Below are 18,012 nucleotides of genomic sequence, written 5' to 3'. Positions count from 1 at the left end.
GCAGCTAAACCTTCCATACCATGTGCACGATAGAAAGCTACCCACTTAATAACGGACTTGTAATCGATTCCAATGCGTGCCCCGATCTCAGAATAGGATTCTTTTCCTGACAAATAATCTTGTACGGCCTGGAACTTCTCCTTCACACTGAATCTACTCATAAAAAACTGCACCTCCAATTGTTAGCTTGTGTCTAACAATTGGGGTGCAGTTCATTACGGGAGGGTTCATTTTCTCACGGTTGCCTGTTATATGATTCAACATGAGGGCTACAGTGATGAATCGTATGTCTGGGTGCAAAATGGGCTGCGACAATACTTGGAGGAAGGCCGCAGCACGGAGATGATTCGCCGGGATGCCGCTCAAGGCCCCGGACGTACCAAGGAAATTCGAAGACTGGCGGATGCGCCACGGCTTTCCAAGGTGGCCTGGCCCATGACAATCGCCGATGTGGCCGCGCAGATGCAAGATGCGGCAAGCTATTGCAGGCTGATTGAACAATGGGGACATGCGACGCTGCAAGAGATGGAACCGCTTGTTTTGATAAGATGATAGGATGGGTTGTTACAGCGCAGCAGGGCGTTGCTTTCAAGTCTTGGTCTGCTGCTATGCCCAGCGAAATGGAGGATGCAAGCCAAGCGAAAAGTATGGGAGCGTCCTCAGGCTGCCGCGGGGAAAAACTGGTGACTTCGTTAAGCAATGAAGCAAATAGACGCGTATGCTATTTTGTAGGAGGTGAGTTTCATGCTCTATATTTTTAGTGGGTTGCCGGGCGTCGGGAAGACCACGTTATCCGCAACCTTATCCGAAAAGCTGCGGGCCGCATATCTCCGGGTGGATGTTGTGGAGCAGGCGATGCGGACTGCGGGAGTCTGGGTTGAAGGACCTGCAGGTTACATAGTGTGTTACGGGATTGCGGCGCAAAATCTCCGATTGGGCCTCGACGTGATAGCAGATACGGTCAATCCCGTTCATGAAACGCGTCAAGCCTGGCGCAGCGTTGCGGAGTCTCTTGACATTCCGTTTATGGACATCGAAGTGGTCTGCTCGGATGAACGAGAGCATAAGCATCGGATCGATACGCGCACAGCCGATATTCCCGGGTTTGTTCTGCCTACGTGGGAAGAGGTGAAGAGCCGCCAATACGATATGTGGGATCGGGATCACATCGTTATCGACACGGCTCATCAAACGGTGGCCGAAAGCTTGATGACATTATATGAGCGGTTGGATCTGAACCATCAAAAAAATTAATTGTTGGAATGCCCTACTTTCCCGCCGTACTTCCGCGCAGATCGATGACGGAGATAATAGTTCCAAACGGCGAGGCTTGCGGACAGGAACACAATTTGCATGAGGGTGCGGGGGACCAGGGCGTCCTCCGGGCTGGTCGCGAGGCCGTTCATTGCGATGTAGAGATTGGCGGGAAACATGACGATCAGCAACAGCGAGAGCCCGCCGGATGCCCAGAGGACCATGGGACGCCATAACAAGCCTATGGCTCCGGCCCATTCCAGTATACCGGTGATCGTTACGATCAAGTCGGGATAGGGCAAGACAGGAGGAACCATACGAATGAGCTCGGATCGAAGGTAAACGAAGTGGACCGATCCGGTAAGCATAAACATGGCGGCAAGACCGCCCCGAAGCGCAACGGGCCAAGGGCGCAAACGCCGTATCCCGGCGGCTCCTGCAACGAGAATGATAAGCGTGACGGCAACAAGTACGATAAGCGGCTCCATCAATTAACCTCCATTAATTTTATTGGTAATGAGTATAGATGCTAAACACATTTTTGAAAAAAATTTAATCATCTAATTGTTGTTCAAGCTGGATTAAAAAATCTTTGATCATCCGCACCTTATCGTCGGGCGCATCCTTTAATACTTGCACGACCTTTTCTTTGAATTGGTTCTGATATTCCAAATGGCGTGCGTAAGCAATTTCCCCTTTTGCGGTCACCTTTAAAATGAGCCTCGATTGGTTGCGAACGTCCTTTTCCTTGATGACGAGTCCTTTCTGCTCAAGTTTTTTCAGTACTTGGGAGATGGCCCCCTTCGTAACTCCGCAGCGTTCGGCCAGTGCTGTAATATGGATGCCTTCATGCTCTCTAATTTCATTCAGCGTATAAATCTCGGAATGAAATAAAGGCTCATCGACACCATAATCCCTGTTTTTCCTGTCCTGCTTAGCGAACGTTTTGAATAAATCCAGCAGGGTGTCGCTAATGTTTTCTTTTGAAAGCTCATCATGGTTTATCATAGTGAGAAGTGTATAGCATCTAAACGCTGTTGTCAAACGAATTTTGAAAAAGTATAATCCGCGAAATTTTTTTTATAAATAAAATAATCTCTTGGTATTGACAAAAACAACTGTTACACTTATCGTAACAGTTGGCGGGTATAGACAGAGCCGCTTATAAATAGAGATTTTTCAGGAGAGGGAAGTGGAAGCGAACAATGAAACAATATAATACGAGGGCCATCATGTCGTCGCTGCTTATCTGCGGATTTGTAGGTATGTTCAGCGAGACGGCGCTCAACATTGCAATAAGTAATTTAATGGACGTGTTTCACATTTCGGCCGCGACGGCGCAGTGGCTAACGACAGGCTTTTTGCTGACGCTCGGCATTTTGATGCCGATGACGGGATTGCTGCTGCAGTGGTTCACAACAAGGCAATTGTTTATGGCCTCGCTGGCGAGCTCGATTATCGGTACGCTGATTGCGGCGCTGGCAGTTAATTTTGAGATGTTAATGGCGGCCCGCGTACTGCAGGCGATTGGCATGGGATTGTTAATTCCGCTCATGTTCAATACGATCCTTATCGTCTATTCGCCGGAGAAGCGGGGGGCCGCGATGGGTTTCGTCGGTCTGGTCATCATGTTTGCTCCGGCGACCGGGCCTACGGTGGCGGGTCTTCTGATCGAATATTTATCGTGGCATTACATCTTCTGGCTCTCGCTGCCGTTTTTGGTCATCGGGCTGCTGGTAGGACTCAAGTATTTGGAAAATGTGACCGAGGTTACGAAGCCGCACATCGATCTGCTGTCTATCGTATTGTCTACGATCGGCTTCGGCGGCGTCGTGTTCGGCTTCAGTAAGGCGGGCGAAGGCGAAGCAGGCTGGAGCAGCCCGATTGTGGTCCAATCCATTGTCGTCGGGATGATTGCGCTCGTGCTGTTCGCGCTGCGGCAAATATGGATGCGCGAGCCGATGATGAACCTGCGTGTTTTCAGGTACCCGATGTTCATCGTCGGGCTGCTGATGGTTTTATCCTGCATGATGATCATCTTGTCGAGCATGATCATTCTGCCGATGTATTTGCAGAACGGGATGAAGTTATCCGCGTTCGCTGCTGGACTCATGCTGCTGCCAGGCAGTGCGTTGAACGGCATTTTATCGCCGCGCATGGGGCGTTTGTTTGATAAATACGGACCCAAATGGCTCGTTATTCCCGGTCTTTTTATCGTCGCGGCCGTGCTATGGTTTTTCTCCGGCATTACGTTGGCTTCTTCGATCGCTTTGATCGTCGCCTTGCATATCGGATTAATGGTCGGCATATCGATGGTTTGGATGCCGGCGCAGACGAACGGTCTGAACCAGCTGCCGCCGGAGCTGTATCCGCACGGCACGGCGGTGATGAACACGCTGCAGCAGGTCGCAGGCGCGATCGGCACGGCGGTTGCCGTCAGCATCCTGACCAAAGGGATGGAAAAGTACTTGCATGAATCGACGGCTCCGAATGCTCCGGCCGAGATGGCGAACGCGATGACATTCGGTTCGCAGAACGTATTCTTTTTTGCGATGATCGTCACGGTTATCGGCTTGGCTGTAGCGTTTTTCATCCGTCGTGTCGTCGTCAGCCGCACAGCGATGAGTGCGATGCATTGATGTACCTTGAAGGGGAGCTTTAGAGCTCCCTTTTTCACGTTTCCGCAGAATAGTAGAAAGTTTGCATATTATTTTTTATTTGTCCAAACCGGGTGGTTTTTAGTACAGTTAGATGTAGAGAACTACTGGTGAAGTCAGGCCGAACGGCATGTTGATCTATGTCAGCCACCGCAGGAGGGAACATGTTCAATAAAGCAATTCTCATTCATGGCTTCAATAAAAGTAAAAAAGACATGAGAGTGTTGGAAGACTATCTATCGGCGTATCGGCTGGAGTGTATGTCGGTCGATTTGCCGCTAACTTTTGAAAAGATTGAGCATAGGACATAGCAGCGGCGGACTGGTCATCAGAAAGTTTCTTTCCGATACAAGATATTTAGACTATGTACATAAATGTGTTCTGATTGCGACGCCAAACCGCGGAACAAGGCTGGCGAGCTACGCCGATCAAGTTTCCAAGACATCCACTCGAATATTTAAGACGCTGCAGTCTTTGCATCCCGAATATATAGATTCGCTCAACCTTAAGGAAACCGGCATTGAAATCGGGGCTATCGCCGGGAATAGAAACAATCTGTTGCTTGGAAAATTGCTTAACGACGATAACGACGGCCGCGTCGAGGTCAGCTCGGTTTACTATGACGGGCTTACGGATTTTACCATCTTGCCGTACGGCCATAAGGAAATCCATTATCAAAAGGAGACTGCCGAGCTCGTAGTTCATTTTATAAAAAAAGGCACCTTTAAAAAGCCTGGTGAAAAAAGAGCGGAGGGGCCATTTGAATCTGGAAAAGCGTAAGCGTTCGCCTTTGAAAACGGATTCTCTCCACAGAAAAACGAAAAAACAATCCAAAGAATCCGTTTTCAACAGCGATTGGAGGATCAAATGGACGCCGCAGCGGACTTTTTCACCACCCTTTTAAAAGCGAGGCGAACAAGAGCGGAGGGGCCATTTGAATTTGGAACAGCGTTAGCGGTCGCCTGTGAAGACGGCTCCTCCCCGCATAAGAGCTTGAAGATGAAATCCGGCTGCAAGAGCGGGTGGAAGCTTCTATCGACCGCAGGCCGCGACGAAATCGCCGCACTTTTAAATAGACTCTGAAGGTTATGCCAGGGTCTCTTTCTGCTTCTCCACGCGCCGAATAAAGGATTGCAATCCGTCTATAAATAGCTTCGCTGCCTGCCCCATAAACTTGTCCGTACGATAAATGATGCAGATGTCTTGACTGGGTGTAGGCTGGAGCAGCTTGACCGCCGAGATGCCGTCGCGGTTCAGGTAATCGAGCAGCAGCCGCGGAAGAATAGAGGCTCCGATCCCTTGTTCGACCAGGGACAGGAGCGTCGACAGCGTGGAGGTGACGATCGGATTGTCGATAGTGATCCCTTTCTCCTGGCAGCAAGCTTGGATGACCTTCGTAATTTGATGCTCAGGGCCGAACGTCACCATCTTGAGCTGCTGCAGCTGTTCGAAGGGGATCGCCTTGGATTTGGCGACGGGATGATCCGAACGGACGGCCAAAGCAAACTCTTCGTGGAATAAAGGGATAACGGCGATGCGGCTGTCCGGGTGAGCTGGCACCGTCGTCACGCCGAGATCTCTTATGCCGCCTACGACCTGTTCGTACACGTCCATCGTTTCCGTAACGCTTATCGAGAGCTTGGGATAGGCAAGGTGGAAGTCGATCAGCAATGAATCGAACAGCAGGTCCCCGTCGCCCGGGAGAATACCGATGTCCAGCCTGCCGCCTTCCATTCGCTTCAGATCGGTGAGAGCCCCTTGCATATATCCTACCCGTTCAAAGATGAGCCGGCTTTGCTCCAGTACGATTTTCCCCGCGTCCGTCAGCGCGATCCGTTTGCCGATGCGGTCGAATAACGGCATTCCGAGCTCGTTCTCCAAAAACTTGATTTGCTGACTGAGATTGGACTGTGTCGTGCACAGGTTTTCCGCGGCCTTCGAGAAGTGCATTTCCTTACAGACGGCAGCAAAATATTCAAGCTGTCTAAGCTCCATTTCTCTCATCTCCCTTTCTGCAATCGCTCTCCTGTCGTTATTATAACGGATACGTCCGGCGCTCAAAAGCGGCCGGCGAATCATTACTGAAACCGATCGATTGCATCGGAATCTGGCGATGGTTGCCCCGCGGAGGAGCAGGTATACTGTGGTTGTGAAGGTGAAACAGATACCAACCAATCCAAGGAGGCGTTTCAATAATGACACAATCGATTATAAATACGGGTAAAGTGCTGCGGCAAATCGTGATCGGTCAGCTTCAAGGCATTGCGGAGGCGAAGCTCGACATGCAACCGGAAGGCTTCTCGAATACGATTCGATGGAATGCCGGGCATATCGTGTACTGGATGGATAAATACTGCACCTTGGCCGTGGGCGTTCCGACCGTGATTCCGGCTCAGTATGAGTTGCTGTTCGGTTCCGGAACGAAGCCTTCGGATTGGACGGCGGCTCCGCCCTCGAAGGAAGAGCTGACGCAGCTGCTGACGGCGCAGCTATCCTTCCTGTCCGAGCTTGCGCCCGATCGGCTGGAGCAGCGTTTGTCATCGCCGTTTGTCATGGGCCCGTTCCAATTTCTCACCTCCGGCGAGCTGATCAACTTTGCCCTGATGCATGAAGCGATTCATCTTGGAGTCATTACGAGCCAGGCCAAATTGGTTTAAAAAAGATAACGGACGAAACGAAATGCCGGTCCAACGTAAAGGAGTCCCGCTGAGGGGCTCCTTTTCGGGTTACGTCAAGGATGCAAACATTCCGAAGGGCTTTTGCCGGTTATCGCCGCGGTCATCAATCGCTTCAGCCATCAACCGATCTTGCAGCCGACCAATCAATTCTCCAGCAGATCCCGGACATGGGCGAATTGCGCATGAGATGGCGAAACGAATGGTTGTAAGGAGCAGAAGGGGAGAGTTAAGATTAAGAATATCATCAACCACAACCCCGCGCATGACCCATGTGACGGGGTTTCTTGGCACCATGGACGGAAAGCGGGTCCATTAACCAAATTCCTCTAGGGAAAAAGGGATTTCCGTCCGCTGCGTTGAACCATACTTATAACGAAGAGAACATTTCGGAAGAAGCGGCAACGATGGAACCCGAAGCGCGTGATTCCAAGACGACTAGGCTGCACAGAAGCGGAGGGCGAAGATGGGCAGATTTCTGAACTCGATTAAATATTGTTGGGCGGATACGCAGACGCGGCTCGTCACCCTTTTGACGGTATTCGTTGCCGTGATCATCCTCGCGGTCGGTCTGACGTCCTATTACACTTCCAAGTCCGTGCTGCAAAGCGAATTAAGCGAACCGCAGCATCAGTCGCTGCGAATCGGGATGAATTATATCGATAAATATATTCAGGATACGAATTATATCGCGATCAAGATTGCGCTGCAGTCGAACGTGTACAATTTTTTGACGATGCAGCCGCAAAATTCATACAACAATATTAATCAGCTGTATCAATTTTTGGAGACGCTGCTGGTCAACTCTCCTTATCTCGACAGCATTTATATATACGATCGGGATCGGCAAAGCTTCGTTGCCTATCCGCAAGGCTTCAGCTCCAGCAGCGTCACCATGCTCGACTCGGGCTGGGTTGATGTGGCGGATCGGTTCGGCGATAAGCTGATGGTGGTCGAATCGAGGGAAGCGCCGGGCTCGGGAGTGAGCACTCCGACGACGAAAATTACGCTGTTTCGCAAAGTGCTCATTCAAGGCCAATTCAAAGGGATCGTGGCGATTAATTTCAAAGGCAACGCCTTATTTCAAAATATGCAGCCCGAGTATGTGTCGGGAGTCAGCCGGGCGCAGGTCATATTGGGCAAAGCGGGCAATCTGATCTATTCGGCCGGAGGGAAGCCCGTCGATACGGATGAGGTCCATCGGGCGCTGGCCAAGCTGAACGGCGAGCCGTTCGGAGATTGGAGCGATGCGAGCGGGGAGAGGCTGTTGGTTTCACACGCCCGCTCGCCGGTAACGGAATGGGATTATGTATCGATTGTTTCCCAGGACAGACTGCTTTCGAAATCCCAAACCATTCGCGATGTCGTGCTGGCCGTTTCGTTTATTGCGCTCATTCTGGGAGCGGCGGCGATTATGTATACGCATTCGCTGGCGTTCAAGCCGGTGCGGAGAATTCGCAGCATGCTCACCACCTACGGGCAGAACGAGGAGCGCTCCGATCTGATCGGTCTGGAGAAGGTTACCGGCAAGCTGCTGAAGGATCATGCCAAGCTGTCCAGCCTGATCCGGCAGACGATGCCCGAAGCTTCGTCGAAGTTCGTCTACGATATGTTTCTCGGAAATATTCAGTCCAAAAAGGAAATCGCCGAGAAATGGCGGAGCTATTTCTCCGAATGGTCCGCCGCTCCGCTTACGGTCGTCGTCATTTCCATCGACCGCTACCGGGAATGGGGCAAAGATTTTCCGGAAAAAGACCATCTGCTGCTCAAATATGCCCTTGCCAATATCGCCTCCGAGCTGCTGGCCGCCGGCTGGCGGAATGTCTGTCTCGATCTTGGCCGGGACTTGACGGCGGTGGTGCTGCAGCCTTCGTCCGCAGAGGCGCCTCCCCTCAAGGAAAAGGTGGAGGAGACGATTCAGATCATTCGCCGGCTGCTTCATTTCAGCGTGTCGGCCGGCATCAGCCAACCCTACGCGGAGGTCGGGCGGCTGAAGCTGGCGCTTCACGAAGCGGAGAACGCGCTGAGCTATCGGCTCTACCAAGGCTATGGCTGTGTCATCCCGTATAAAGCCGTGGCCGATCACGAGATGGGAGAGACGTTCGCCGGAGAGTCGGTTATCGGCGATTTGACCGGGGCGATCGAGACCGGCTCCGAGGAACGGTCGCTGCGCATTACGGAACGGCTTCTTCGCGACATCCGGGAGCATTGCTGGTATCCTTCGGCTGCGCTTTCCTTCCTGAACGCCGTCACGGCCAAGCTGAACCGGATGACGCACGGTAAGGAAACGGGGGCTTGGGAGGAGCCGGACAGCGACCGTTCCTATCAAACGATGAGCCTTCAAGACATCGGAGAGGGCATGTCCGAGCAGGTTCGGGCGCTGGTGAGCCGTTTCGGCGACCTGATTCAGAGCAAGGAATTTATTATGGTACAGAGCATGATCGATTATATGAAGAAACATTTGGGCGAAAATATCGGCGTCCAGGAAATCGCCGCTTCGATCGGCATCAGCGTGAGCTTGGCCAGCCAAATGTTCAAGCAGGAGACGAACGAGACGATTCACGAATATTTCACGAAGCTGCGCATGGAGCGCGCGGCGGAGCTGCTGCTTGAAACCGGGAGCAAAATATCCGATATCGCCCTGATGGTCGGTTATCAGCATGAGAACAGCTTTATCCGCGTGTTTCGCAAATATAAGGACATTACGCCGGGCAAATACCGGGAGCTGATGCGCAATCACGACGCTTCCTTTAACAGCTTGAATTCCTAATCGGCGGGAGCGGGAGTCAGCCGCAGCGCCATATCCATACAGCAAAAGAGCCTCCTCGACGGATGCGGGCAACCGCGGCCGGTCGGGGAGGCTTTTTTTTCATAAAGAGCATTTCCCTTGACGGTAGAACTGCCTGAACGCGGCCTGGGCATGTTGGAACGGATATCGATAGATGGTTTTCTCATGGCGCCGGCTGCATGATGCCGACCTAATTATTGTTCTGCGGATGCGCGGGCGGGAGACGCGCTAATCCTTCTCCGTCCGGCCGGATCACCGGGGCTTCGTCCACGCCGCTGAAGATCAACCGATGCCGCAGGCGACCAACCGATCTTCCAGCGGCCGCTCCGTTTGTGTTATTTGCGCATTCGCTGGGCAAACGCTTCGTTGTCTCCGGCCCGTCCGCGGGCTAAGATGAAAGCGTCAACGGACAAATTCACAGACAGGTGGTCGGTAGCATATGGCCAGGGCGACGCTCAGCGAGAACATGAATAACCCGGCAGCGGCAATGAGAGTGTCAAAATCGAAAAATCGCTATCTTGAAAACATTCGCAAACACGGGCTGCTGTATTTGATGATACTTCCCGGCATCGTATTTTTTATCGTGTTCAAATATGTCCCGCTGGCGGGAAGCATCATCGCATTTCAGAAATATCAGATTATGAGGGGCATCTTGGACAGCCCTTGGGTCGGACTGGACAATTTTCGCTTTATTTTTACCTACAAGGATTTTTACAACGTGCTGCGCAATACGGCGCTGATTGCGCTGTATCATCTGGTGTTCGGCTTTCCGGCGCCGATTATTTTGGCCCTGCTGTTCAACGAGCTGCGCTCGGCGCTGATGAAGAGGGCGTACCAAAGCTTCTTCTATCTTCCGCACTTTCTATCCTGGGTCGTAGTCGGAGGGATCGTATTCGAGCTGCTGGCTAACAAGGGGATCGTTAACAATGTGCGCGGCTGGTTCGGCTTCGAGCCGATCTTGTACATGCAGTCGGAGCGCTACTTCCGTTCGATCGTCATTATATCGGGCATATGGAAGGAAGTCGGCTGGGGGACGATCATCTATCTTGCGGCGCTGGCCGGGGTCAATCCGCACTTGTATGAGGCGGCCGTCGTCGACGGGGCGAACCGCTGGAAGCAGACGCTGTACATTACGATTCCGTCGCTGTTTCCGACGATCCTGGTGCTGTTCCTGCTGCGGATCGGCAACTTCCTGGAGCTGGGCTTCGAACAGATGTACAATCTGCTGACTCCGATGACGTATTCGGTAGGAGACATTATCGAAACGTATGTGTACCGGGCAGGGGTGCTGCAGGCGCAGTACAGCGTAACGACGGCCATCGGGCTGTTTCAGTCGGTCATCGGCTTCGCGCTGCTGTGGACTTTCAATCGTTTCGCCAGAAAAATGGAACAGGGGTTGTGGTGATGAAGCAGACATGGGGAGAAAAAACATTCGGGGCGATCAACGTCGTCCTGCTCGGAGCCGCCTCGCTGACCATGCTTATTCCGCTCATACAGATGCTGGCCGTATCGTTCAGCTCGCCGTATGCGGCCGACGCCAAGCAGGTGTTCATTCTGCCGGTTGAGTTTACGACCGCGGCATGGGATTATATTTTGCATAAGCAGGATTTGTGGCGCTCGTTTTGGGTCACGATCTATATATCCGTCGTCGGTACGCTGCTCAGCATGCTGTTCACGGTCATGACGGCTTATCCGCTCGCACAGCAGGTTTTCCTTATCCGCAAGCAGGTGATGCTGTTCATCGTCATTACGATGATTTTCAATGCGCCGATGATTCCTTTTTTCTTGACGATCCGTGAGCTGGGGATGTTAAATTCGCTGTGGTCGCTGATCATTCCGGGTCTTATCAGCACCTTTAATATGATTATTATTCGCACGTTCTTTATGGGGATTCCTCAGGAGTTGGAGGAGTCGGCCAAGATGGACGGCTGCAACGACTTCCGGATCTTGTTTCAAATTTACTTGCCGCTGTCCAAGCCCGTGCTCGCTACGGTAAGCTTGTTTTATGCCGTAGGCTATTGGAATACGTTCCAAAGAGCCGTGCTGTTCATCCGCGACGCGAAGCTGTGGCCGCTGCAGATGAAGCTGAGGGAATATTTGATCAACACCGAAGATATTTTGCCCATCAATCAGATGGTAGGCAGCTTCGATTTCAATGCGACGACGCTGAAGGCCGCTACGATTATTTTTGCGACGGTACCGATTTTGCTCGTATACCCTTATTTGCAAAAATATTTCGTTAAGGGCGCTTTGCTCGGTTCCGTCAAAGGGTAAGGATAGGAGGCCGTATTCGGCTGAATATACAAGCAGCATAGTCCGGCGGGCCGGGGCGGATGCGGCTGGGAAACGGCGGCATTCGCATGAGGCAGGCCGGGCTGTAAGGTTCAGGCATCATGGGAGAACAATCCAATAAGTAAGAGGTAAGAAAGGAAGGGTCTACTATGTCCAATAAAAGAAAGAAACAACTGGCCGCTGCTGCGGCCGTCATGATGGCCGCGGTATCGCTTGCCGGCTGCGGCGGTTCGGGAGCGTCCCAGGGAGAAGGCGCCGCTGCGGACGGGGGCGGCGGTCCGGTCAAGATCAAGGTGTACAAAACGCATCTCGGCAAAGGAACGATGCCCGACAGCAGCAACGCTCATGTACAATATATCGCCCAGAAGACCGGCGTGGAATATGTGCTGACGACGAGTCCCCCGGGAGCCGACCCTGCGGAAAGCATCAACGTGATGATCGCTTCGGGCGATCTGCCGGATATTATGCGTCCGATCGGCGGCGTCGAGCAGACGCTCATTCAGCAGGGTGGAGCGCTTGCGCTCGACGATCTGCTGCCGAAATACGCGCCGAACGTATGGAACAGCATTCCGAAGGAAGCTTGGGATGTCGTGCGCACCGCTTCGCCGGACGGCAAAATTTATTATGTGCCTAAAGTGTACATGATTCCCGAACGGGTGCCGATGATCCGTAAGGACTGGATGGATAAGCTAAACTTGACGATGCCGGCGACGAAGGACGAGTACGTCACTTTGCTGAAGGCGTTCAAGGATCAGGACCCTAACGGCAACGGCAAGGCCGACGAAATTCCTACGACAGGCCGCGAGTTCGGCACATGGATGGACCATCTGTTCGCGATGTACGGCGTCGCGATGTGGGAAGGGAAGCCGGAGTGGGATGTCTACGACGGGAATATCAACTACGCGGGCACTTCCCAAAATATGAAGGCAGCCATCGCCTTCCTCCGCGAGCTATACGCGCAAAAGCTGCTCGATAACGAGACTTTCCTGAACAAAGGCGATGTATGGCAGGCCAAAATCAACAACAATCTGGTCGGCAACTGGTACCATCTTCCGGCGAGCTTGAAGGATAAGATCGATGCGATGCGCAAAACGGCGCCGGACGCTTATGTAGCCGGTCTGCCTTTGCCGAAGGTGGACGGATTTACCGGATTTATTACGCAGAAGAGCATCGGCGAAGCGGAGTGGATCATTCCGAAAGCTGCGGAGAAACGGGCGCAGTACGCTTTGAAGCTGCTGGACTTCTTCTACGATCCGGCTAATCAGGAGTTTAACCTGTTCGGCGTGGAGGGATTGCAGCATGAGGTAGTGGACGGCAAGAAGAAGCTGCTGCCGCAAACCGACGATAAGCCGATCGCGCTCGGCATGCTCAATTTCACGACGAAGGAATCGATGGATAAACGGCTGGATCAGCTGTATACGGCGGATCAGGCGAAGATGATCAAGGATATATTCGCCGTCGGTATGAAGGATGCCCGGAGAATCGCCGGAGACGGTATGCCTAGCTCGGTTTACGAAGGCTTCCCGGATATTCAGTCGCACAAGATGTTCCAGGAGTATTTGGCTAAAATCGTGATCGGGGAATGGCCGCTGGAGAAATTCGACGAATTCGTTCAAAAGTGGAAGCAGTCGGGCGGAGACGAGGTCACCAAGCGGGCTCAGGAATGGTACGCCAAAGTACAAAGCTTTAATAAAAAATAATGCCGAAGATCCGGCCTGCTTCATCCTGAGGATGAGCGGGCCGGATTTTTAACTTAAAAGCTGACCGTTCGAGATGTTCGGGGACAACAACGATCGGAAGATGATTCCGCATGCGGAGTCGACGGTTCTCGCCGCACGTTTAATCGCCCGGCTGAATCTCCGCATTGTTCGCCATAATGCTCTCAGCCGCTTCCCACAGCCGGGGCAGAAAGCCGATTCCCTCTGCGGCGCGGGAGAGGAAGTCTTCCCTGGACCGGATGCCCAGATCGGCTATGACGGCTTCAAAGGCCGGAAGAAGCTGCTGCTGCTCGCGAGGAGCATCCGCAGCCAAAATCTTGTGGCAGCGCGCGAAGGTCGCGGCGATCCAGAAGATAGCCTCGCGATGAAAGCCTCTGCGAATCAGCTCCCGGCTTCCGTCGATAGCGATCGGCCGCGACGCGGGGGAGATGTTGGAGCTGAAGAAGAACGGCGTCCTGGAAGCAGCGGCTGCGGCGTCGAAGGTTCGGGCGAGCTCATCGAGATGCCGCTCCGTACGCTCCGCGGTCAGATGCGCGCAGCCGAGCAGCTCCAGCAGCTCCAGGTACAGGCTCTCCTGGCCGCAGCTCTCCAGCACCTCGCGGGCGGCCAAGTAACGCAGCCGTACGGTTGGATTGCGCAGGGCGGCTACAAGGATCAAATGCGTAGTCACGCCGGTCGGAAACAGCCACGACGTCAGCAGATCGTGCAGCGGAGCGGCGGTATCGATAGCGCGCAGACCGTTCTCGATTTTCTCCCGGACGTTGAGGCAGCGCCGTCTGACCCAAGGCCGCCGGGCGAAGAGCCGGGACACCTCGGCTTGCAGGCTGTGCAGATGTCCCGTCGGATCGGCAATAATCGTATTGGTCCGGAAGCCGTTCGCCAGGTGATAGTTGGTGAGCACCTCTTCTGCCGAAGCGAGCTGATGCCAGGAAATATAGGAGGCCTCGAGCAGCGCGTCGCGATGGATGAATTTCCCCGGCTTGAGCGGCGGGGCGGCCTCGGCAGTCACGATCATGACATCGACGTCGGAGGACGCCGGCAGCTCCGCCTCGTCCGGCAGCACGGCTGTGGAGCCGCTGAAGTACGCTCCGCGGTAGCCCTCCGTCCGGCTGGCATGATTCGTTACCCAATCGGCCGCCGCTTTTTTCGCAGACCCAACGTTCATGGACATCATCCCTTCTCTTAGCGTGGTTTCATGGAGAGCGTCCTTCTATGGCCTCACTTGACTTCGTTCAGGCGCTCTTCCAGACGGTTCCAAGTTTCCGTAATGCCCTGCAGCATCCCCATATCCATTACGGTTTTGAGAGCCTCTGCGGACACATATTCGGCATGGTTGACCAGCTTCGTCTTGCCCCCCAGATCGATGAAGGTGATCGTAATTTCGGTAGCAGGCATGGAATCGTTCAGGTTGCCTTCGGCATCCGAGAAATAGTCGGTGTACGCAATTTTCTCCGACTCGACAATATCTTTATAAATGCCTTTGCCCCAAGATTCCATGCCGTAAAACGAGCCTTGGTTCGGATCGATGCACTTCATGCAGTAATGCCAAACTCCGCCGGGGCGGAAATCGACGGTACAAACCGGCAGCTCCCAGCCCTTCGGCCCCCACCAGTGTTTGAGATGCTCGGCTTCTTGGAACATCTTGAAGACGAGGGCGCGCGGCGCATCGAAAATACGCTCCAGCACCAGCACCCGATCGTTCTCTATCCTTGAAACGATTGCGTTGTTTAACATTGTATTTCCTCCTCATTTATTTAAGACTGTCCTTGGATTGTTCTTTGTTTTGCAATTCCCGCAAGTAGTCTTCCAGATTGTCGAATCTGTCCTCCATGATGCGCCGGAAAGACTTAACCCAAGAATCCAGCGCTTGGAAGGGCTCGGGCCTGAGTTTGTAAATCCGGCGGTTGGCTTCGGCCTTCACTTCCAAGATTCCATTGTCGCTAAGCACCTTCAAATGCTTCGAGGCCTGGGGCTGACGAAGCCCCAACCGTTCGGCAATTTCCCCCACCGTCAAGGGGCCGTCGCGCAAGAGCTCGACGATATGCATACGATTCGGCTCGGCCAAAGCGCTCAGCGTCATCAGGTCCATGCCTGGATTCTTTCCTGACATGTCGTTCACCTCGTTAAGTATTGATCTCTTGGTATCATATCATCTCCCTCATCACTATGGTTATCTTCTTTGTGTTTTTAATATACACTATAAGGAATATTCCTGTAAAGGAATATTTAAAAACAGCTAGCGTTATTTCGTTAAACTGTAAACTGTAAGCGGGTGCAGTGGGGGCATGTTTTGTGTCAAAAAGGGGAACAGGTACTGTTCACGGTAGCCGGAAGGCTGCAAAGATGATGCCAAAGTTATCATAAAAACCGCATAACAATGCGGTCTTTCGTGAATCGGTAAATATAAACCATGTGAAAAGAGGCTTCTCTGTTCCAGGCTGGGCGCAGCGCTTTTTCGCCGTTTCGGATTACGAGCTTCATCAGGCTATGCAGGCGGGGGAGGCGATTTATTTCCTGAAAGAACGCATCCCCGTCCGTTCATCTTTATTCTTAATGGGCAGTTAAAATCAGCGGTCCGTTCGGCGTGACTGCGATCGTATGCTCATATTGCGCCGACAGCTTGCCGTCGGCCGTTCTCGCCGTCCACCCATCGTCGTCGATCGTGATACGGAACGTGCCTTCGTTAATCATCGGTTCAATCGTAAACACCATGCCTTCCTTTAACCGAACGCCTTTGCCGGCTACGCCGATATGCTCGTAGCTCGGCTCCTCGTGCAGGCTTCGCCCGATCCCGTGCGCCAGCAAATCGCGTACGACCGAAAATCCGTTCGCTTGCGCATGCTGTTGAATCGCCGACGTTATGTCGCCGAGCCGGCCCCCCGGGAGCGCCCGGGCGATCCCCAGATCCAAGCATTCCTTTGTCACCTTCATTAATTTTTGCGCCTCCGGCCGGATATTGCCCACCGCATAGCACCAGCACGAATCGGCGAACCATCCGCCGTATTCCACGACGATATCGAGCTTCAGCAAGTCGCCGTCCATCAGCTCCCGGTTCGCAGGAATGCCGTGGGCCACTACATCGTTGACCGAGGTGCAGGTTTCGGCGGGGAACCCGTTGTACCCTTTCGTAAACTGCTTGCCGCCCAGCTTGGTGATGTGTCTGGCAACAAAGTCATTGATTTCCCGGGTGGTGATCCCAGGCTCAATCAGTTTGGCCGCCTCGCGGTAGCAGTCCGCAACGATTTGGCCCGCCGGCTTCATCGCTTCGATTTCCTTAGGTGATTTTAAAATGATCATCTTTTGTTCATTCGCTCCTTATTCATTCTATAATTATAACAACCGGGCGATATCCCCGGCCTCCTCGCGCAGCATTCCGCGGCGAAGCGAATGCGAGGCGCAGCCGGCCAAGGCGGCCAGCAGCATTTCCGCGCGCTGCAGCTGATACGGCGCCCCGCCGCGTTTCCGCGGGAAGCGGCAGCCCCGTCCGCCGCGCGTCCGGTTTCCAGCAGCGCACCTAGCGGCGCGAGCACCTCCCGGCGAACGGCGGCCGAGAGCGAGGACGAGCGAGCTTCAGGCAGCCAGGCGAAGTCCTCCCCGGCCAGCTTATACAGCAGGTACAGGGCGCGGTCCTCCGCCCAAAGCTGCAGCAGCCGGACGCCGGCAGCGGCGGTGTCGCTGCCTCGGCTTCGGGAATCCGCGGCAGCCAGGCTCCCAGTGTCCGCAGCAGCCGCAGCGGCCAAGCCGAAATGCCCGCCCGCCGCCGCCTCCTCGGAAGTAGCCACGCGCGGGACCTCCAGCGGGGCCTTCAGCCATTCCCCGGCCCGCTCCAACGCGTCCCATAACAAATCGGGGTGCAAATCGCCTTTATTGCTGTAATAATGGTATAACGTGCCATAGCCGAGTCCCGCCTGCGCGGCCACATCGCGAATTTCCAATAAAGGCCCTTATTCAAAAACACATCGGCAGCGGCTCTACGAATTTGCGCCAGACGCCGCAGCCGGATCTCTTCGTTTTGTTCCTTCGTGCGCGGAGTCATCTTGTCCGTTCACCCCTTTTATTTTTGACCTGCTATTATGTCAATATAAAACATCGGCTGGCAAATAACAAGAGATGAGCCGGAAATTTCCGGCAACCATTACAAGCCCGGTGAAAAAAGAGCGGAGGGCCGCTTGAATCTGGAGAAGCGTAAGCGGGCCGCCTTTGTATAGCGATTTCCCCGCTTGAGAGGTACAACATGAAAGAAATCCGGCTCCAAGAGCGAGTGGAAACCTCTATCGACGGCAGGCTGTTTGTTTTCAATACCCTTTTAGAAGCGTGGTGAAAAACGAGAGGAGAGTCGATAGAGAGTTGGAGCAGCGTAAGCGCGGTCTCCTTTTTTCCCCGATTTCAACAGTGATCGGAAGTAAACATTCCTGTAGAGGCTAATATTTGGCCTTGGACAAAAACAGGGACGCCTCGTATGATGGGGGTGTCACGGGTCAAGGCCCTAAAAACCCATCATGAGGCGTCTTATTATGAAGTTTAACCGAAATGCCACTATAAATCAACGAATCGACCGTATAACCCCACACCATGCGGTGGTGGGAGTCGACATCGCGAAAGATAGCCACGTAGCCCAATTGACGGAT

At 53.4% G+C, this 18,012-nt stretch carries 17 protein-coding genes and 1 pseudogene; 9 read left to right on the top strand and 9 right to left on the bottom strand.

Going from position 1 to position 18,012, the window contains the following annotated elements:
- Positions 1 to 161, bottom strand: a 161-nt coding sequence (locus N0M98_RS33960) for a helix-turn-helix domain-containing protein (RefSeq protein WP_375295589.1), incomplete at its 3' end; no start/stop codon positions are given.
- A gap of 28 nt (positions 162 to 189) precedes the next feature.
- Here N0M98_RS33960 and N0M98_RS32940 point away from each other — a divergent pair.
- The gene (locus tag N0M98_RS32940) at positions 190 to 552 is read left to right on the top strand and encodes a DUF5946 family protein (RefSeq protein WP_259620426.1); all 363 of its coding nucleotides are present in this window, start codon (positions 190 to 192) and stop codon (positions 550 to 552) included.
- 192 nt (positions 553 to 744) lie between these two features.
- Positions 745 to 1,254, top strand: a complete 510-nt coding sequence (locus N0M98_RS32935; protein ID WP_259620425.1) for a P-loop nucleotide/nucleoside kinase family protein — start codon at positions 745 to 747, stop codon at positions 1,252 to 1,254.
- On the opposite strand, the gene N0M98_RS32930 is transcribed toward N0M98_RS32935, so the two are convergent.
- Positions 1,251 to 1,742, bottom strand: a complete 492-nt coding sequence (locus tag N0M98_RS32930; RefSeq protein WP_249860735.1) for a DoxX-related protein — start codon at positions 1,740 to 1,742, stop codon at positions 1,251 to 1,253. The genes N0M98_RS32935 and N0M98_RS32930 overlap by 4 nt on opposite strands.
- A 64-nt stretch (positions 1,743 to 1,806) precedes the next feature.
- Positions 1,807 to 2,262: a MarR family winged helix-turn-helix transcriptional regulator gene (locus N0M98_RS32925; RefSeq protein ID WP_249860736.1), complete on the bottom strand. Its 456-nt coding sequence runs from the start codon at positions 2,260 to 2,262 to the stop codon at positions 1,807 to 1,809.
- A gap of 197 nt (positions 2,263 to 2,459) precedes the next feature.
- Here N0M98_RS32925 and N0M98_RS32920 point away from each other — a divergent pair, with 197 nt between their 5' ends.
- Positions 2,460 to 3,893: a DHA2 family efflux MFS transporter permease subunit gene (locus N0M98_RS32920; protein ID WP_249860737.1), complete on the top strand. Its 1,434-nt coding sequence runs from the start codon at positions 2,460 to 2,462 to the stop codon at positions 3,891 to 3,893.
- Between the two features lie 303 nt (positions 3,894 to 4,196).
- Positions 4,197 to 4,691 carry an alpha/beta hydrolase family protein gene (locus tag N0M98_RS32915; protein WP_249860738.1) on the top strand — a complete coding sequence of 165 codons (495 nt, stop codon included), beginning with the start codon at positions 4,197 to 4,199 and terminating at the stop codon, positions 4,689 to 4,691.
- 306 nt (positions 4,692 to 4,997) lie between these two features.
- Here N0M98_RS32915 and N0M98_RS32910 read toward each other — a convergent pair whose 3' ends face one another.
- Positions 4,998 to 5,906 (bottom strand): LysR family transcriptional regulator, encoded by a 909-nt coding sequence (locus tag N0M98_RS32910; RefSeq protein ID WP_259620424.1) that lies wholly within the window; start codon positions 5,904 to 5,906, stop codon positions 4,998 to 5,000.
- A 200-nt stretch (positions 5,907 to 6,106) separates the two neighbouring features.
- Here N0M98_RS32910 and N0M98_RS32905 point away from each other — a divergent pair, with 200 nt between their 5' ends.
- The 5 genes from N0M98_RS32905 (at position 6,107) to N0M98_RS32885 (ending at position 13,366) form a co-directional block, all read left to right on the top strand.
- Positions 6,107 to 6,568, top strand: a complete 462-nt coding sequence (locus tag N0M98_RS32905; protein WP_259620423.1) for a DinB family protein — start codon at positions 6,107 to 6,109, stop codon at positions 6,566 to 6,568.
- Between the two features lie 484 nt (positions 6,569 to 7,052).
- Entirely contained in the window at positions 7,053 to 9,356 is a 2,304-nt protein-coding gene (locus tag N0M98_RS32900; RefSeq protein WP_259620422.1) for a helix-turn-helix domain-containing protein, read from the top strand.
- 484 nt (positions 9,357 to 9,840) lie between these two features.
- Positions 9,841 to 10,779, top strand: coding sequence for an ABC transporter permease (locus tag N0M98_RS32895; RefSeq protein ID WP_259620427.1), 939 nt, complete (start codon positions 9,841 to 9,843; stop codon positions 10,777 to 10,779).
- The gene (locus tag N0M98_RS32890; RefSeq protein ID WP_259620421.1) at positions 10,779 to 11,648 is read left to right on the top strand and encodes a carbohydrate ABC transporter permease; all 870 of its coding nucleotides are present in this window, start codon (positions 10,779 to 10,781) and stop codon (positions 11,646 to 11,648) included. Before N0M98_RS32895 ends, N0M98_RS32890 begins: the two co-directional genes overlap by 1 nt.
- 167 nt (positions 11,649 to 11,815) lie before the next feature.
- Positions 11,816 to 13,366 carry an extracellular solute-binding protein gene (locus tag N0M98_RS32885; protein WP_259620420.1) on the top strand — a complete coding sequence of 517 codons (1,551 nt, stop codon included), beginning with the start codon at positions 11,816 to 11,818 and terminating at the stop codon, positions 13,364 to 13,366.
- Positions 13,367 to 13,505: 139 nt separating this feature from the next.
- Here the strand turns inward: N0M98_RS32885 and N0M98_RS32880 are convergent, their stop codons facing one another.
- The 5 genes and pseudogenes from N0M98_RS32880 to N0M98_RS32860 form a co-directional block, all read right to left on the bottom strand.
- Positions 13,506 to 14,549 (bottom strand): hypothetical protein, encoded by a 1,044-nt coding sequence (locus tag N0M98_RS32880; protein ID WP_259620419.1) that lies wholly within the window; start codon positions 14,547 to 14,549, stop codon positions 13,506 to 13,508.
- Between the two features lie 53 nt (positions 14,550 to 14,602).
- Complete coding sequence (locus N0M98_RS32875) at positions 14,603 to 15,118, bottom strand: SRPBCC domain-containing protein (protein ID WP_259620418.1); 516 nt, start codon at positions 15,116 to 15,118, stop codon at positions 14,603 to 14,605.
- 16 nt (positions 15,119 to 15,134) lie between these two features.
- Positions 15,135 to 15,494 carry an ArsR/SmtB family transcription factor gene (locus N0M98_RS32870; RefSeq protein ID WP_259620417.1) on the bottom strand — a complete coding sequence of 120 codons (360 nt, stop codon included), beginning with the start codon at positions 15,492 to 15,494 and terminating at the stop codon, positions 15,135 to 15,137.
- A gap of 440 nt (positions 15,495 to 15,934) precedes the next feature.
- Positions 15,935 to 16,681 carry a type I methionyl aminopeptidase gene (map, locus tag N0M98_RS32865; protein WP_259620416.1) on the bottom strand — a complete coding sequence of 249 codons (747 nt, stop codon included), beginning with the start codon at positions 16,679 to 16,681 and terminating at the stop codon, positions 15,935 to 15,937.
- A gap of 33 nt (positions 16,682 to 16,714) precedes the next feature.
- Positions 16,715 to 17,420, bottom strand: a pseudogene (locus N0M98_RS32860) (TetR family transcriptional regulator).
- Positions 17,421 to 18,012 lie beyond the last annotated feature (592 nt).

It is taken from the genome of Paenibacillus doosanensis, from assembly GCF_025060755.1.
GTDB lineage: Bacteria > Bacillota > Bacilli > Paenibacillales > NBRC-103111 > Paenibacillus_S > Paenibacillus_S doosanensis.
This window is presented reverse-complemented; position numbering and strand designations above follow the sequence as displayed.

Bases quoted from the DNA above. Each gene is read 5' to 3' on its own strand.
- N0M98_RS32935 (WP_259620425.1), top strand. From the start codon at position 745: ATGCTCTATATTTTTAGTGGGTTGCCGGGCGTCGGGAAGACCACGTTA.
- N0M98_RS32930 (WP_249860735.1), bottom strand. From the start codon at position 1,742: ATGGAGCCGCTTATCGTACTTGTTGCCGTCACGCTTATCATTCTCGTT.
- N0M98_RS32925 (WP_249860736.1), bottom strand. From the start codon at position 2,262: ATGATAAACCATGATGAGCTTTCAAAAGAAAACATTAGCGACACCCTG.
- N0M98_RS32920 (WP_249860737.1), top strand. From the start codon at position 2,460: ATGAAACAATATAATACGAGGGCCATCATGTCGTCGCTGCTTATCTGC.
- N0M98_RS32910 (WP_259620424.1), bottom strand. From the start codon at position 5,906: ATGGAGCTTAGACAGCTTGAATATTTTGCTGCCGTCTGTAAGGAAATG.
- N0M98_RS32905 (WP_259620423.1), top strand. From the start codon at position 6,107: ATGACACAATCGATTATAAATACGGGTAAAGTGCTGCGGCAAATCGTG.
- N0M98_RS32900 (WP_259620422.1), top strand. From the start codon at position 7,053: ATGGGCAGATTTCTGAACTCGATTAAATATTGTTGGGCGGATACGCAG.
- N0M98_RS32895 (WP_259620427.1), top strand. From the start codon at position 9,841: ATGAATAACCCGGCAGCGGCAATGAGAGTGTCAAAATCGAAAAATCGC.
- N0M98_RS32890 (WP_259620421.1), top strand. From the start codon at position 10,779: ATGAAGCAGACATGGGGAGAAAAAACATTCGGGGCGATCAACGTCGTC.
- N0M98_RS32885 (WP_259620420.1), top strand. From the start codon at position 11,816: ATGTCCAATAAAAGAAAGAAACAACTGGCCGCTGCTGCGGCCGTCATG.
- N0M98_RS32880 (WP_259620419.1), bottom strand. From the start codon at position 14,549: ATGAACGTTGGGTCTGCGAAAAAAGCGGCGGCCGATTGGGTAACGAAT.
- N0M98_RS32875 (WP_259620418.1), bottom strand. From the start codon at position 15,118: ATGTTAAACAACGCAATCGTTTCAAGGATAGAGAACGATCGGGTGCTG.
- N0M98_RS32870 (WP_259620417.1), bottom strand. From the start codon at position 15,494: ATGTCAGGAAAGAATCCAGGCATGGACCTGATGACGCTGAGCGCTTTG.
- map (WP_259620416.1), bottom strand. From the start codon at position 16,681: ATGATCATTTTAAAATCACCTAAGGAAATCGAAGCGATGAAGCCGGCG.